12 protein-coding genes and 1 other annotated feature are annotated in these 15764 nt (G+C 47.1%); of the genes, 3 read left to right on the top strand and 9 right to left on the bottom strand.

All coding sequences use genetic code 11. The annotated features are described in order from the left end of the window. Window positions 1-49: 49 nt before the first annotated feature. Window positions 50-1930 carry an arginine--tRNA ligase gene (locus CEF13_RS15940; RefSeq protein ID WP_102711907.1) on the bottom strand — a complete coding sequence of 627 codons (1881 nt, stop codon included), beginning with the start codon at window positions 1928-1930 and terminating at the stop codon, window positions 50-52. 51 nt (window positions 1931-1981) lie between these two features. Beyond that, window positions 1982-2219: a binding site (T-box leader), on the bottom strand. A 193-nt stretch (window positions 2220-2412) separates the two neighbouring features. Between CEF13_RS15940 and CEF13_RS15945 the strand changes: the two genes are divergently transcribed. The 3 genes from CEF13_RS15945 (at window position 2413) to CEF13_RS15955 (ending at window position 4532) form a co-directional block, all read left to right on the top strand. Next, window positions 2413-2622, top strand: a complete 210-nt coding sequence (locus tag CEF13_RS15945; protein ID WP_102711909.1) for a hypothetical protein — start codon at window positions 2413-2415, stop codon at window positions 2620-2622. 257 nt (window positions 2623-2879) lie between these two features. After that, window positions 2880-3845 carry a Gfo/Idh/MocA family protein gene (locus CEF13_RS15950; protein WP_166742710.1) on the top strand — a complete coding sequence of 322 codons (966 nt, stop codon included), beginning with the start codon at window positions 2880-2882 and terminating at the stop codon, window positions 3843-3845. Between the two features lie 84 nt (window positions 3846-3929). Next, window positions 3930-4532 (top strand): cysteine hydrolase family protein, encoded by a 603-nt coding sequence (locus CEF13_RS15955; protein ID WP_102711913.1) that lies wholly within the window; start codon window positions 3930-3932, stop codon window positions 4530-4532. A gap of 133 nt (window positions 4533-4665) precedes the next feature. Here CEF13_RS15955 and CEF13_RS15960 read toward each other — a convergent pair whose 3' ends face one another. From CEF13_RS15960 to CEF13_RS28835, 8 genes are all read right to left on the bottom strand, one after another. Then, window positions 4666-5448: an arylamine N-acetyltransferase family protein gene (locus CEF13_RS15960; RefSeq protein ID WP_102711915.1), complete on the bottom strand. Its 783-nt coding sequence runs from the start codon at window positions 5446-5448 to the stop codon at window positions 4666-4668. A gap of 34 nt (window positions 5449-5482) precedes the next feature. Next, a complete protein-coding gene (locus CEF13_RS15965; protein WP_424991946.1) occupies window positions 5483-5794 on the bottom strand; it encodes a rhodanese-like domain-containing protein in 312 nt (103 codons plus the stop codon). A gap of 490 nt (window positions 5795-6284) precedes the next feature. Beyond that, window positions 6285-6797 (bottom strand): DinB family protein, encoded by a 513-nt coding sequence (locus CEF13_RS15970; RefSeq protein WP_102711919.1) that lies wholly within the window; start codon window positions 6795-6797, stop codon window positions 6285-6287. 93 nt (window positions 6798-6890) lie between these two features. Further along, window positions 6891-9836, bottom strand: a complete 2946-nt coding sequence (locus CEF13_RS15975) for a VWA domain-containing protein (RefSeq protein ID WP_166742711.1) — start codon at window positions 9834-9836, stop codon at window positions 6891-6893. Further along, the gene (locus tag CEF13_RS15980) at window positions 9820-11826 is read right to left on the bottom strand and encodes a vWA domain-containing protein (RefSeq protein WP_102711923.1); all 2007 of its coding nucleotides are present in this window, start codon (window positions 11824-11826) and stop codon (window positions 9820-9822) included. The genes CEF13_RS15975 and CEF13_RS15980 overlap by 17 nt, the downstream gene beginning before the upstream one ends. Window positions 11827-11948: 122 nt before the next feature. Then, the gene (locus CEF13_RS15985) at window positions 11949-12959 is read right to left on the bottom strand and encodes a DUF58 domain-containing protein (protein ID WP_102711925.1); all 1011 of its coding nucleotides are present in this window, start codon (window positions 12957-12959) and stop codon (window positions 11949-11951) included. Next, window positions 12956-13960, bottom strand: coding sequence for an AAA family ATPase (locus CEF13_RS15990; RefSeq protein WP_102711927.1), 1005 nt, complete (start codon window positions 13958-13960; stop codon window positions 12956-12958). Before CEF13_RS15990 ends, CEF13_RS15985 begins: the two co-directional genes overlap by 4 nt. Then, window positions 13960-15735, bottom strand: coding sequence for a hypothetical protein (locus tag CEF13_RS28835; RefSeq protein WP_166742712.1), 1776 nt, complete (start codon window positions 15733-15735; stop codon window positions 13960-13962). Before CEF13_RS28835 ends, CEF13_RS15990 begins: the two co-directional genes overlap by 1 nt. Between the last annotated feature and the right edge of the window lie 29 nt (window positions 15736-15764).

Raw genomic sequence — 15764 nt, forward strand, 5'->3', positions numbered from 1 at the left:
GCGTTCAATTATATGACGGGCATTTGAAATGCATGTATGGAACGTGCTATTACATTCTTTTTGGCGTTGGCAGCCCTACTATTTCCAGCACTTCATGCATCGTTTCTTGATACTTCTCTGTAAGCCATAGGCGGTAGGCTCTATCATGCCCCTCAGCCTTCAAGATGGGACAGGCTGCATAGAAATGATTAAATAAAGCGGACAACTCATATGCATACGTGCATAGCTGATTCGGAGCAAGCTCCTTAACAGCTGCTTGCAGCGTCTCTGGCCAGTAGGCTAGCTGTCTCATTAAATTGTGTTCTTGCGGCTGCAGTTTCTCAATAAGCATTGAATCCACTTGCATTGCCTTTGGTTCCTTTGCTTTTTCCAATACACGACAGGAGCGCGCATAGCTATACATTAAATAAACACCTGTATTGCCTGTAACCTCCACTGCCTGCTCCAAATCAAAAACGACCTCCGTTTGCAAATGAAAACGCAATAAGTAATATCTAATGGATGCCGCTGCAATTGCACGGCTGGATAGGCCAGCTTTACTTTTGCGCTTCGTCTCGATAATCTGCTCCATATGCTTCATGAAATCAGCAATTTTAATGCCGATTCCTTGTCTGCCCGACATTGCATAAGCGTGTTTTCCATCGGTTGTGTCGATCCCTAAGCTTTTAGCTGTATTCGGACTTAGTGAAACAACGCCATAGCTGACATGCTTAAGCTGCTCCGCCTGCTTCTCATAACCTAGAGCTGCCAAGGCTTGCTTGACCATGGTCTGCGGATACTCCTGTCTCTGATCGATTACGTTAATGACCAAATCTGCATGCCCTATTTTCTTCCTTATTCCTCTGGTGTCCGTTGACCAAAGGCCGTCTGCGAATTTTTTGTAACGAAAATCAGAGTCCAACAGCCCAAACTTCCATAGATGATAGGCAATATCCTTAGCTGTATAGGTCAAGATGCCATTGGAGCGAACCAATACTTTATCCGAATTGAACTCCAGCTGCTCTTGCTCAGGCACTTCCTCATCATGTTCTGACTGCTTCAGCACCCAGCAGCCCTTCAGTTTTCCATCTTGCTCTTGTTGAAAAATAGAAGTTTTCTTAAGGAGCTCAAATGACTGTGTCCAGAAGCCTTCCTTCACGATGCTGCTTTCCCATACAAGAACATTATATTTAATACCGAATTGCTTCATCTCCTCCACATGCTCCCGCACAATTCTTTCCGCAACGAGCAATCCCATCCAAGCGATATTGGAGTTGCCCTCTTCTAATTCAGACAAGACGCACGTGCGCTGCTGCAGCAAGGAGGGCCGCTCTCCATACGCTTTATTGATTTTGGAATAGGTGTCCCAGCAGAAATCCCCAAATCTTTCATGAGGCAGCGACGTTTTCACATTCAGAATACCGACCACGGTATCTGCAAGCTGATTTCCAAGATCATCAATATAGTTATGAACCTCAACGCCATAGCCTGCCTTCTTCAGCATTCGCGAAAGCGAATCTCCAATACAGGAGTTGCGCAAATGGCCGATATGAGCAGATTTATTAGGATTTATCGACGTATGCTCAATCAGTACTTTTGTTTGGTTTGGAGGAAACGAAACGTGAGTGTTTTGCTCCGAATACACAGCCCACTGCGGCCAATTGATAAAAAAATTAAGAAAGCCTGGCTGAGCAACCTCTATTTTGTCAATAATAGAAGCAAAGCTTGAATGTCTGATTAGCTTTTCTTTAAACTCATTGGCTATTTGTATAGGTGATCTCTTTAAAAGCTTAGCAAGCTGCATCGCTATATTGCTGCTATAATCTCCGTGCTCCAGATTAGACGGATGCTCCACAGCAATTCGCAATTGATCCGGTCGTGCCAGCTTGCCCTCCAGTAATAGGCTTTGTGTAATGTCTTCGACTGCAGCTATAATTTTCTCATTAATCATTTCCCTTTCCTCCATTCTGCTTTGAATGCAAAAAAGACCCCCGTCTCTAAAATAAGAGACGAGAGCCGTTAAGTTCCCGTGGTACCACTCTAAGTGTCAAGCCTATGACAGCTCGACCACTCGCTTTCGTAACGGTCTATGACCGGATTTGCCTACTTCTTCATTCATTCTTTCGGTTCGGCAAACCATTTCCTGGGCCCGCTTCATCTAAGACATCCGTACCGGCTTCCACTGACCCGGCTCGCTGTAACTATCCGTCATAGACTACTGTCCCATTCATTAATGTTCCATTTATTGTGTGAATATGGATTAGACATATTTATACATGATTTGGTTACTAGTGTCAAGAATATGTTGAACAACTCGTCGCCCTGTTGCTGTTCCCAATTAATACTAATCTCTTCCATTGCATTTTTCTAAGTTAATGGTGTATGATTTTACCTTGAAATGGTACACATACAGATTTATGGAGGCAACCAAACATGCAAGAAAAAATCAAACTGATAGCTGGTCAAAAACTGATTACAAACAAAGACTTTGAAGTTGCTATTGCACAAAAAACAACCATTACAGCAATGCAAAACGGTATGCAAATAAGACCAGCTTCAACCATTATAGGATATAACGACGATTCGATCCGCATGTCAGATGGTAGTATTATCCATAGAGCTGCTAATTCATTTTTTGTATAAAAAAGAGTAAATTTCTCACAATCCACTTCAGAACTTACGGTTTATTGAGGTATCTGGAGAGTAATCATCAAAAATAGACGACTCTTATTCCTTATTGGGATGAGAGTCGTCTTTTTTCGAATACGCTCCTTTCAAAATCATTGTTGCTTTTAAATAGGGTTAATTGTAAAATATTGTATAGGGAACATTTGTTCTGTAAAGGAATGGCATCTTGTGATACGGAATGAATTTTACTTTGTTATCATGGAGGAATTTTTGTGGTTAAAGTTGGGATTTTGGGAACGGGATTTGGAAGACATCATGCAGAATTGTATAAAAAAACAACTGGATTTGAGGTGGTTCTAATATATGGTCGTGATGAAAATAAATTAAGAGAAATAAATGAGACTCTGAATATTAGAACTACAACAGATATATACGAAATCATTCAAAATGATCAGATTGACTTAGTTGATATTTGCTTGCCTACCACCCTTCATGCTAAATGGGCAATTGAGGCATTAAAGCATCGAAAGCATGTTTTTTGTGAAACACCATTATCCTATCAATTAGATGAGGCTGAACATATTTTAAGTACCTCAGAAGAGTATCAGAAAAATGTATTTGTTGATTTGTTTTTTAAATTCTCGACTCCTCATCAAATAGCGATAAATAAAATCAAAAGCCTTGAACTAGGTGAGGTAAGATCATTTCATTCGTATAATAAAACCGCTCCAATTTGGGGAAACCTGGGGTTGCAAAAAAACGTATCTGATTTCCACATACATAACTTCGATTTCTTGATTGAAATTTTGGGGATGCCTGAACTTGTCCTTTCAAATGGTATAGACTTGGGAGACAAATCTGTTGCAATAACAACATTGAACTATGAAAATAAATTTGCAGTCATTGAGAGTTACACAAATTTACCTAACCATTCACCGTTCTGTGTAGGATTTGAGATTATTTGCGAAAAAGGTTCTATTCATTTTGAAGCTGAATATGGGATAAACACAACAGAAGAATTTGTGATTTATCATAATGATGGAAGTAAAGAAGTGTTAAATCCCCAAATGATGGATGATTATGAGCAAGTTATACATCATATTAAAGATTGTTTGGAACATGACAAAAAAAGTGAGTTTCTCGATATTACTTCTGCAATTCAAGTGATGAAAATACAAGACGCCGTATTTAAGTCTCTAGAATCTAAAAAGCCGATTCACATTAATACTGAGAAGTAATCCTCACTTATATGTGAGTGTATATTTCACCTTTCCTCATTCGCTACATAGGCTATAAGTACATAGCCATCAAGGAGGAGTCCCATGATATATCATTGTCCTGTGTGCGGTAATTGGCATGAGGATCATACTATCATTGACGAATGGAAGGGCATTAACGCTCCACCAGCACCTGAGTTAAAAGCAATCTGTTTGGACCCTAGAAGCAGTGCGCTCCTCGTATTAGATATGGAGACCACGATATGCAATAATGATCGCTGTATTGCTTCCATCTGTAAAATTAACGATCTATTAGTTCAAGCGCGTGAACGAGGCATGCTAGTTGTCTATAGCCTAACACATACAGGAAATGTTTCTGATATTGCCCCGCAGCTAAGTCCCATACAGGGAGAGCCTATTGTGAAATCCAATGTAGATAAGTTCTATAACACCAATTTAGAACAAATATTACATGAGCATTCTGTTAAAACCGTGATTATCACTGGTTATGCTGCCAATGGAGCCGTCCTTCACACAGCAACTAGTGCTGCGTTTCGAGGGTTTAATGTTATTATCCCTGTTGATGGGATGACTGCGGCCAATCCTTATGCCGAACAATACACGGCTTGGCATATGCTTAACAGTCCTGGAACACGAAACAAAGCAACACTAACAAAAATAAACCTCATACAATTTTGCCGTTGGTAGTTTCCAATACTTCGTACATCTAACATACAAAAGCCAACTTTCCAAAGTGTTTGTACCTAACTCCAGAAAATTGGCTTTATATAGACAAACATAACCCGGCACTTTCGTAAATCCCAAGCCTCTGGCTTCACCATTAAAGCTCTATTCCGAAATATGTAAGCAAAGCTAGCTTATACTCCTCTTTGGTTGGAGGGGTTTTCGTATAAACCTCATTGGCCGTAAATATTCGAAACTGTTCGCCAGCTAAAGAATTACGTCCTTCTCGCGTGCGAATGGCAGCCATAGCGCTTTTTTTGAAGATTGAATCAGGCGCGTTTTCACACCAATAGGTGGCCATTACGAAATCTTTCGGCAGCTTAGCCTCTTCTGTGAACGAATAAATCCAACTCCATTGATCCCGATGCCACTCGGTAAGAACCCAACCGTATAGGGAATCCTTCTCCAATCGATAGCACTCGTCGGCTTGCTGCTGTTCCACACCCTCCACCATCATAATTGGGCGGCACGGTACAATTCCTCCAACACCCACATCGCATAAATAGAAATCACCATCAGCCTCAACCTTCAAAACATGATGGCGCTGCTTTGGAGGCAATTGGTCTTCGTCTCGCCAGAAACGCGATACGAGGTCTATCACAGGAAAACCAAGTTCCCTTAACAGCCAGCCGAACAAGGCATTGAGCTCAAAACAATAGCCTCCGCGATGGCGAACAACAATTTTGTCAACCAAATCATGAATTTGCAAGGAAAGTGGAATTCCGTTCAAAATATCAAAATTCTCATAAGGTACGGTATGAAGATGACATTCCTGTAATCGGGCAAGCGCTTTGGTGCTCATGTCCAGAGGACCGTCATACTTGATTCGGTCAAGATAAGCGCGAACTTCCGGCTTCAAATGGCTGCGGTTATCATTCATCGTATCATCATTTCCTTCTCATATCATGGTTAGGTTATTCGCCGTACACTACTTCACCTGGCCAAGCAAGCATGCCGCCTGTTACATTGACAACCTTATAGCCCTGCGCATTCAGGAAGTCGCATGCTTTACTGCTGCGTCCGCCGCTGCGGCAAACAAGTACGATATCTTGTTCACCTTGTTGAAGCTCATCCAATCTATCCTGAAGCTCAGATAACGGTATGCTGCGTGCTTCCTTAATATGACCAGCTTCCCATTCATCTGGTTCACGCACATCAACAAGATTAATGGATTTGCCTTCTTTAAGCTGGCTTTCCAGCTCAGCTGTTGTTATTTCTGGATACATATGAATCATCCCTTCAGATGTTGCTCAATTTATACTGGCTTCATTAAATTGTATCGCGTAGCCGCAGCAAAGTCCACTTGCACGCCTAGCACCCTATTAGCTAATTCAAATTTTATTAGTACCAGTTGAAGCCCTAAGCCCTTTGTGAAATTATTTGCTCTCTAACATGACTTATTTACTCCAGCTGCCAATCTTTCGGATATGCTTGAGTGCTTCTCGGATAGTACAGCTATTATCAAATGGGTGAAACGCGAATGGAGTTGGTCGCTTTAGCACTGGCGGCAGAGTCAGGCAAAATCAATGGAGGGCACTATCTCGAACATGTGAGAGCCAGCGAGACAAGACTAGTTACTAGTTACTCGTGCTGAAGCAGCAATATGTAGGCCTTATCAACAAAAACTTCGCATCTTATCAAAATAAAGAGAAGGCCGCCGTTGGTCTACGACCAGCCTTGGCAGCCTTCCCTTTCCCACTCCGAACTCCGCACTACTCACATCCGTAAATATTTCTCTTTAATGATTTGAATATGGTGAATTTCATGACCCGCTATAATAAATGCAGCAGCACGCGCAGATAACGGATGCTCATTGAATTCTCCTAGGCGAAGCATAGCTTCGTCACTCAAATGAGTAATAAGACTAATAGTTGACTGCCGTACTGCCGAATAATCCCGCAGCACCTCTGCTATGGGCAAACTTTCGAAAGGCGCATTATGAGCAAAAATATCTCGATCATAGCCGGCTAACTCCCGAGCGTCGCCACGTGCAATTCGGAAAATACGGTAATTCCACAAACGCTCAACATCTGCGATATGTCCAAGTACGGTTCTTAGGCTCCACTTGCCTTCTGCATACCGATACCCCGCTTGCTCTTCGGATATATCCTGCAATAAAGATACTGTTTGTTCCTGCTGGCGCTGCAAGATTTCATGCAGTCTGCCTTCTGGTACTAATTGGATATACTTCTCCGCTAAAGGAACATATTCGGTTGGTTCGGGTCTCATATTATCTCAACCTCCCATTTATTTCACTCAGACCAAGCTTATCACTATTGTTCATAATTACACTATTCCTTCCTATCAAAAAAATGATTGCAGCTACCGTTTGTTTCTGTTTTTCGCTGCGAGTAATCGATTAATAGCCGCATTGCCTGATCGATCAGAATTTTGACCGAGATTCAAATCATTATGATTTGGTTTCAAAGGCGCAGCCGTTGTGGGAGAATTGTGATCATCCCCACTCTTATTTTCCGAAGGAGCTTTACTAGAATTTGACTTTGGTTCAACATGTCCGACTAAATGATGATCTTTCTTATTAGCTATAGACGCGCTTTCAGATGCACTTGTACCATAGAAGCGATTTGCCTCTGCTGTTCGCTTCTTTAAACGCGACAAAGATTGAGATGCCGGCGCGAGTGCAGGATTAGACGGATCAAGCTGATTCCGAACTTTTCTGCTGCGTAGAGGAGCTGCTGCCAGAGCGGCAAGCCGTGCCCAAGGCAAGGTGACTCTTCGAATAGCGATATCCAGCAGCCAAAGCAGCAGAACCGCAATGAGCAGCCCACGGGTCCAATTATAGATCTGCCGTGAAGGAGCAGGCTCGAATTGAAATGCTTCATCGGGGTCGGTTAGCTTCAGTATCCGGCCCCCCGTCATTTCTGCCACTTGCTGCAGCAAAGCTGATCCATCCACATTAGAAATACGGAATTCCGGCGAATAGGGAATAACAAAGCCTGCTGTCGTCCCATTCTGAACAGAGCTGCCCTCCATCCACTGCCCTATTTGTGCCAAGTAAACACCCGGCTCCTCCATCGTCAGCCTTGCTTCGTATTCGCCCGGAGCAATCGGCATGAGTCGCTTCAGCTCGTTAAGACCCTCTTCATTCTGGATGCTTGCGGCAAGCCCGCTGCTTGCAGCCTGTCCGCTTGCTTCCGATTGAATGCGCAGCTTCGCTTCACTGCCGTTCATTTCCGTCGTAATCGTATAAGGTGCGTTCTCAAATTGAGGAAAAGTCCATTTCACCCACTCCACAAATACTTTCGGAAGCGCCGGCCATTGCACCCAATTACTCGACCATTTCCCGGTTAAATCACTCGTCCATGCTACGGTTCGGCCAGAACCATACGGCCAGCGAGCAAGAAGCGGATCACCGTCAGGCGTCCAAAGGGCAACCTCAGCTGTTTCCTTCGGCGTAGTTGCAATATAAGCGTTAATGGACGGGATGCCGTCTCGCCAAAGGGACGACCAATCGCCCGCTTGTCCGATACTCGGCGTAAAGCTTTGCTCCACAACATAAGTTCGTGACATCATGACCGTCTCACGACTGAAGATGGCAGGAAGCGTGCTCTGATCCTTCGTAAAATAATACCTTCCCTTAGCCGCTTCTGCCAGCCGTTTCAGTAATTGCTGATCCGCGCCGTCACCAACTGCTACTGTAGACAGGGTCATATTGCGCTCGTTCATCGCATCTGTTATGGCACTATAGTTGTTGTTCGTTGCGGACTGGCCATCTGTTAGTAGAATCATATGCTTGCGTTCCGCTTCTATCAGATCAAGCCCTTTAAACCCCGCGCTCAGCGCTGAATATATTTCAGTGCCGCCGTCTGCTTGAATGCCCTTGATTTTCTCCAGTACGTCATCCCTGTCTGTCAGCTTGGTCGGTTCCACGACCCACCATGGCGCTGAGTCGAAGGCGACAACGCCTACGGTGTCGATGTCGCGAAGCAGCTCAATTGTGCGCATAGCCGCCTCCTTGGCAAGCTCAATTTTGCCATCAGACATGCTGCCTGAACGATCAATGACAAGTACGAGGCCAAGCGAAGGAATTTGTTTTTTTCCTTGCAAATCCATATAAACGGGAAGCGCCCGCTCTATCGGTGTTTTGAAATATCCGCCAAGGCCGAAGCTGTCCGAGCCTCCAAGCATGATCAAGCCTACTCCATATTCTCCTACAGCCTTCGCCAGCCATTCCATAGGCTTCTCAGCAATTCGCGCCGCCGATACATTATTTAATATGATACTGTCATATGCGGCGTATTCCGCCAGCTCAACCGACAGCTGTTCAGGCATAATCGTCTGATAACGAATAATAGAAGCTTCTAGAGCCGCTTCAATATTGATAGAAGAGTTGGGAACGCCCTCTACAATTAATACGGATGGAGGGCCGCTCACATGGCTAAATGCGTATGCGGTGTTATTTGCCTGCTGCTCATCTCCAGAGACATATACTTCCGCTCGGAACCGATGAAAGCCGGGCTCAAGCGCGACGCTCTGCAGAGCAAAACGATTTTCTCCCGTTTCAAGCTGGATCTCTGTAACCGAAAGCTCGTTATTATCGGCAAAAAGTCGAAGCTGCGCAGGAGCTGCCGTCTTGCTGCTTATTGCAATTTCAAAGGTGAAGGTCTCCCCTTGTTTCAGCGAAGAAGGAACATTCAACTCCTCGACGGCAGCATCCGTCACAGTGGAGGATTCCATTTGTACTACATCGACGGCAATGCCTGCATTTTTGAGGAGCCGCGCCTGACGGCGAACATCACCTGTATTTTCAGCGCCATCAGACAGCAGCACGATATGCCCGCCGCCTTCTTTTTGAAGCAGAGCCCCCGCTAATTGCAATCCTTGTGATAAATCGGTATAGCTGCTATTCACATTTGCTCGGAATGCAAAGCTTTTTTCATTCGCAAGAGGAAGGCTTGAAACGGTACGTTCCACTGCTGCATGCAGGCCCGTGGAAACGATTCCGCCGCGATCCTCCTCTTTTTTGGCATGCCATGCCGCAGTTATCCATTCCCCGATAGGCTGATCCGCTCTCATGCTTGCCGAGCGATCGGCAACAAAAACCATGCTGCGCTGGTTTAGTGCTAAATAAGGCTGAGCTTGCGCGATAATTGCGATTAAAATGAAAGTAATGAGAGCTCTTGTTGTAATCGAAAGTATTTTGCGCTTGCCACGTAAACGGATTGTCATTTTGTACATCCACCAAATAGACAAGAGCCACGGAATGAGCAGCAGCAGCGCCCACGGCGTGTTAGCTTGAATGCCCACGGCGATACACCTCCCATTCGACAGCCATAAGCAGCAGTACAAACAATGCGACCCACATTTGAAGCGATACCTGCTGTTCTCTACCATTCTCATCTATTGAATCGGAAGAAGTCTCGTCTACCGCATCCGATTTCAAGGAACGCAGGAGCTGAACGCCTGAGGCTTCCATTTCCTTGCTGCTCATAAATTCCGTAGACTCTGCAGTCACCGCTAGATAGCGGCTGCTTATAATCGTGTTCGCTGCATTGCGCTCAATAAGCTGGTACAAGCCTGGTATTGGCGGGGCTGTTGTTAGACCTAACGCAGATAGATCAAGCTTGAGCGGCTGCTTTAGTAGCGCTTGCTCAGAAGGCAAGCCAGCTCCAGTTAGTTCAAGCGCCTGCCAGGCTGCTTTCACCGTTTCGGAATGCAATGAAAGCTCCATCGGCTGATCCGCTGTCCGCGTGCCAATAGCCAGCTCTGAGCCGCCGCTCATCCACTGTGCAGCTTGAACAATGAGTATAGGAAACTCTGGCCGCAGAGGCAGATCCGTATCTTGAAAATTAAATGTAAAGCGAAGCCTTGGCTTGCCATCTGCCTCTCCAGCATATATCGCAGGAATGTCACCATATGTAAGTACAGTTTCGCCCCATGACAGCTCCGATGAATTAGGCTTGGCTAGCCTGCCAATATGCGTATCTGCAAAAGTAATATAAGTGGTAACAGCATGCTCTTTCGTCACAACTCGGGAATGAGCTGGCACAGCTGCAGCTTCGTCGGATTGCTCAGGATGGTCTATCATCCATATCGGCTTTTCTGAAAGCAGCTTAGACCAGTTCGAATCGGCGAGCAGCCTATTGTCCATGCCATCTAAAATAATAAAATCAATGGCATCTGCCTGCTGACCTGTCGGAACCATGCTATTCGGAATCATTTTGACCGTTTGAACTCCGGCCAGCATAAGCGCCTTCTCTAGAAATAAATTGCCCTTTGATACAAGCAATGCTTGTTTTGTCCGCGGAACAGTAGGGAATTGGTATGCACTGTCATTCATAGACGCTGCATGTATCGGCTTTCGAAGCTGCGCTTTATAATAATCCGCTTCGGGCAAACCATCTACATCAACACTCTGCCATTCTCCTGCTGCAACCAATACGGAAGCTTCCGCAGCAAGTGTAGGGCTTGTGCTGTCCTGCTTTGCTAGTACCTCCAGCTGGACGTTTTGGTCGAGCTTGCTATCATTTCGAACCGTAATAGTACCTCTATTGGTTCCATTTCCTACGGGGTCGGCTTTAATGCCAAAATACAATATAGATAGATAAGGATGAGGTTCCTGCTCATCTATCAAATGAAGATCAACTGGTGCGTGCAAATTCAATTCCTTAGTCTCTTCGATCCCTTGCCAGCTGCCATCGGTAAAAATAACAGTCTCGCCAGTCGGGTCTCCTTGCAGAAGTGAATCTGCCAAAGAGAGTGCAGCTATAGGGTCCGATTTACCATAAAAAGGCGAAATGGCTTGCAGCTGTTTATTAATCTGCTCTTTATTCGTCACTCGTGAGACAAGCACCTCCGGTTGTGCGCCTGTTGTTACAATTGTAATCGGTCTATTTCTTGGTTGCTCGTTCAACCATTGGCTTACTTGTTCAAGGGCAAGTTCTAGACGTGTTGCCGCTTGGGTTCCGCTATGGTTTGGAGTATTTGGCTTAATCGCCATGCTTGCTGCACGGTCAATGAGCAGAACAGCGTGGCCTGTCGACACTGCCGGCTTACTCATAACAGGCTCCATCAACGCAAGAATGATGAAAAGAGCTGCAAGCAGCTGCAAAATAAGAAGCAAACGGCTGCGAAGCTTTTGCCAAGGACGATTCGCTTCCTGCTCCTGCAATACCCGTCTCCATAGCAGATGACTGGTAACTTCTTTATCCTGATAAGTTCTCTTCAAAATATATAAAGCCGTAATAGCCGGCAAAGCCAGTGCAAACCAAGCTGAAGCGAGTGACAAAAACGGCATCCGTTCCCTCCTCTCTAATTAACACTAAAGGGAAAAACTCCAGCTAATCTTACTCGTGAATTCTGTTTTCCAGTAATTTGATGGAAAATTAGTTTTCATGCGGATATGTAAAAAATAATGAATTATCGATTAAGCACCTGAGCAGAAAGCAGTGTATGGTTGACTGTTTGCTCAAGCGGAGTTTCCGTATTGACAAAAATATAAACGACGCCTCTCTCAGCGCATATTCGCTGCAGTTCATTGCGATAATTTCCGACGGCTTGCCGATAATCTGTTAGAATCTTATGACCGATAGCAACTTCTTTGCCCGTTCCAAGCTCGCTGTCGATAAGCTTAAGCTCGCCGTTAAGCTCCGGACTAAGCTCATCCGGAGACAAAAGATGAACAAGTACAACTCTCTGGCCTGCTGCCAGCAGAGAGATGATGGTCTCCTCTACACCATGCTCGAACATCGCATCGGTGAAAATCCATGCAGCACCTGAACGTCTTGGAAGAGCACCAGCGACTTTGAAAGGAGCCGCCATGCTTGAGTCTAGCGCTGACATTCCCCATGCTGCTTCCATATTCCCTTTGCGCGGTTCGGATTGTTCTGTTCTTGACATTGCTTCAGCGAGAAACTGGAATAGTTTAGTTGAAGAAACACGTCCATGCAGCGGCGGGAGCTCCTTTTGGATTTGTTCGGCAAATAGTTTAATGGATACACGATCATCACCGCTCAGCGCGGCATAGCCTACACAGGCTGCAAATCTAACGGCATAATGCAGCTTATTGTTCCTCCCACCTCCAAAGTTCATAGAACGGGAAACATCAACATACATACTGACATGAAGCTCTTGCTCGTCCCAATATTGACGCATATAGGCTCTGCCTGTACGGCCATAAACATTCCAATCCAGACGGCGGATGTCATCTCCAGGTGCGTAGGGACGGTAATCCGCAAATTCCTGAGAACCACCTAGCGAGCTTGATCGTCTTTTGCCCGCCAGCATTCCTTTTATCCTCGTTCCAGCAGCAATTCTCATTCTCTCTAGCTGCGAAAGCAGCGAGACATCTGGAAACAACAGCTTAAGCGAATCTTCGGCGGACAGCGTGTTTGATATTGGCAAGCGTATGTTGTCTAAGCTGTCGGTCATCGTTCTGCCTCTACTTTTTGAAGGATAGCTTCGGTCATTCTGTCGCTTGAGAGTCCCATCGCCTGCGCTTCATAGCTAAGCACAATACGATGGCGAAGGACGGGCAGCGCAGTTTGGCAAATATCATTCCAAGATACATGCAGCCTTCCTGACGTTAATGCTCTTACTTTACTAACCGAGATAATTGCCTGCAGCGCACGCGGTCCTGCCCCAAATCGAACATACCGCTTAATTTCGTCAGGGGCGTCAGACTCACCGGGATGCGACATCATCACAACTTTTACAGCCAAATCGAGAATATCTTCGGCAACTAGCATTTGTTTGGCGGCAAGCTGTAATTCCATCAGCTCAGCAGCAGTCATCATGACAGATGCTTTAGGCTGCTCAAGCGATGTCGTTCGCTGCACAATTTGCTTAAGCTCAGCTCGGCTTGGGTATTCTACTCCTATTTTAAGTAAGAAACGATCGAGCTGCGCTTCCGGCAGCGGATATGTTCCCTCCTGCTCAATTGGGTTTTGCGTTGCCAGCACGAAGAAAGGCTTCGGCAATTGATGCGACTCTCCGCCCGCTGTTACGGTGCCCTCCTGCATCGCTTCCAGAAGTGCGCTTTGTGTCTTAGGGGTTGCACGGTTTATTTCATCAGCGAGCACTAGATTACCGAATATTGGACCAGGCTGGAAACGATGCGATGTCGTTCCTTGCGCCCCGAAATCGATCAGTGTCGTACCTGTAATATCTGAAGGCATTAGGTCAGGCGTAAATTGTATACGTGAAAATTGCAGCGCTACCGTATCCGCGACGGTTCTTACCAGCATCGTTTTGCCAAGGCCGGGAATACCTTCAAGCAATGCGTGACCGCCTGCAAGCAAACACCAAAGAAGCTGCTCCACGACCGTTTGCTGACCGACAATAACACGTCCGATTTCATCTTTCAACGCAGCAATTCGTGCGGAAGCTAATTCTAATTGCGCTTTTGTTTCAATCAAATCGGTTCCCTCCATTAACGGTTCGGTTGAATTTGTTCGAAATATTCCTTTACCTTCTCCTGCATGCTATCTGGAAGCTGCGAGCGTCCGAGCGATTGCTTCGCCTCTGTTGCATATTCGTTATAAACTTCCTCGTAAGGTCTTGTCGTCCCATCAAGCATTGGAGAGTTGCCGCCCGTTTCCGTTTGGCCGCCAGAAGAAGGTCCTCCATCCTGCTGGATATTTCCGCTGCCTGCCATATTGCGCGGCGTAGTCACCAGATTCCGACTACCTATGCCTGTTCCTGCTCCTTGACCACCTGAACCTGAGCCAGAGCCAGACCCCGATCCAGATCCATTGCCCGAGCCAGATCCCGAGCCTGTGCCAGAGCCAGAGCCAGATCCAGATCCAGATCCAGATCCAGAGCCAGTATTTGTGCCCGAAGACCCGGAGCTACTAGTACCCGAGCTAGAGTTAGAGCCGGAGCCGGAGCTAGAACTTGGGTTAGAGGCTGAACCCGCAGCTTGGCCGCCTGCTCCAGAAGTGCCGCTTGATCCTGCGGCACCACCGCCAGCGGCTGCAGCGCCGGACCATGCCGGCGGCACTGCGCCGCCCTGCGCAGCCAGCTGCTGAGCAAGCTGCTGCCCGCTTTGCCCCAGCTGGCGCGCCATCGAACGGGCCAGCCGCTCCAGCTCGCCCTGCGATAATTCGCGGGCGAGCGATTGCTCCAGCGCGGCGAGTCCATCGCCGTCGCTGCCGCTGCCCGGGGCGGATTCGCCATCCGCCGCCCCGGCAGCACCTGCGGCGCGCGCTTGCTGCGCCGCCTGTTCAAGCGCCGCCGCAAGCTGTGCGGCGCCCTCTTCCTGCGGCTGCTCTGCTGCCAGCCGCTCAAGTGCATCCGCCAGCGCTTCACGCTGCTCTGGCGACAATCTTTGCAGCTGCGATCGCATATCGTCGATCGCTTGCCGCATGCCTGCGGCGTCTCGGTCCTGCAGAGCTTGACCGAGCTGCCGCAAGGTCGGCTCATGACTCATCGCCTTCGCCGCTGCATCCATCCGCTTCGCGGCTTGCTCCGCCGCCTCCGCGATTTGCTCAAGCTCACTTATCGCAGCCTCCAGCTGCTCCAGCGCTTCAAGAGAATCGCCGCTATTCGCATCAAGCTGGCTTCGCAGATCCTCTAGCGGCTTAAGCAGCTCTTGCTTCGCTTCCTTCGGCAGCTCCGCAGATTGTACCTGCTCGGCAAGCTTCTCCGCCTCGCGCTCCATAGCCTCCAGGCGGTTCTTCGCCTGAGCCAGCGCTTCCGCACGCTCATCGAGCGGATTAGGCATGACGAGCAGCGCTGCCGTCAGTATCCAGACTGCTGCTGCGCCATAAACAAGTGAACGCCAGCGAGGCCAAGCCGGCCATGGCATACGTGTGCGCAATCTGCTCACATATTGCTCCGCGGCCTCTATCGCACCTTCGCGCTGCCAAAGCACAATTGGCGGTGTTTCGCCGTCCTCTCGCAGCATGCCCTCAAGCGCGGTTGTAATCGCATCCTCCGTATCATGACGATCCATCGCTCTTGCAGCTTCCTTCAGCGTAGCCCGCTTCCATATTCCGATCGCTATGCCGGCTGCTAATCCTATACATACAACCACGAACCATATCAGCTTAATATGGAGTATAGGCCAAAGCCTGCTCGCACCGAGCAGCAATAATCCCGCAGCGCCGCCACCCAGCAAACCTATCAGCGACAAGCGGCTAACCGAAAACATAGTAAGCCTCTGTCGTACCGGCCGCAGCAACTGAAGTAGCGATCTACTCTGCATAACCGCCCTCCTTAGATCGTTTTCATTTA

This window comes from Paenibacillus castaneae (genome assembly GCF_002884445.1).
GTDB lineage: Bacteria > Bacillota > Bacilli > Paenibacillales > Paenibacillaceae > Pristimantibacillus > Pristimantibacillus castaneae.

Bases quoted from the DNA above. Each gene is read 5' to 3' on its own strand.
- CEF13_RS15940 (WP_102711907.1), bottom strand. From the start codon at position 1,930: ATGATTAATGAGAAAATTATAGCTGCAGTCGAAGACATTACACAAAGC.
- CEF13_RS15945 (WP_102711909.1), top strand. From the start codon at position 2,413: ATGCAAGAAAAAATCAAACTGATAGCTGGTCAAAAACTGATTACAAAC.
- CEF13_RS15955 (WP_102711913.1), top strand. From the start codon at position 3,930: ATGATATATCATTGTCCTGTGTGCGGTAATTGGCATGAGGATCATACT.
- CEF13_RS15960 (WP_102711915.1), bottom strand. From the start codon at position 5,448: ATGAATGATAACCGCAGCCATTTGAAGCCGGAAGTTCGCGCTTATCTT.
- CEF13_RS15965 (WP_424991946.1), bottom strand. From the start codon at position 5,794: ATGTATCCAGAAATAACAACAGCTGAGCTGGAAAGCCAGCTTAAAGAA.
- CEF13_RS15970 (WP_102711919.1), bottom strand. From the start codon at position 6,797: ATGAGACCCGAACCAACCGAATATGTTCCTTTAGCGGAGAAGTATATC.
- CEF13_RS15980 (WP_102711923.1), bottom strand. From the start codon at position 11,826: ATGCCGTTTTTGTCACTCGCTTCAGCTTGGTTTGCACTGGCTTTGCCG.
- CEF13_RS15985 (WP_102711925.1), bottom strand. From the start codon at position 12,959: ATGACCGACAGCTTAGACAACATACGCTTGCCAATATCAAACACGCTG.
- CEF13_RS15990 (WP_102711927.1), bottom strand. From the start codon at position 13,960: ATGGAGGGAACCGATTTGATTGAAACAAAAGCGCAATTAGAATTAGCT.
- CEF13_RS28835 (WP_166742712.1), bottom strand. From the start codon at position 15,735: ATGCAGAGTAGATCGCTACTTCAGTTGCTGCGGCCGGTACGACAGAGG.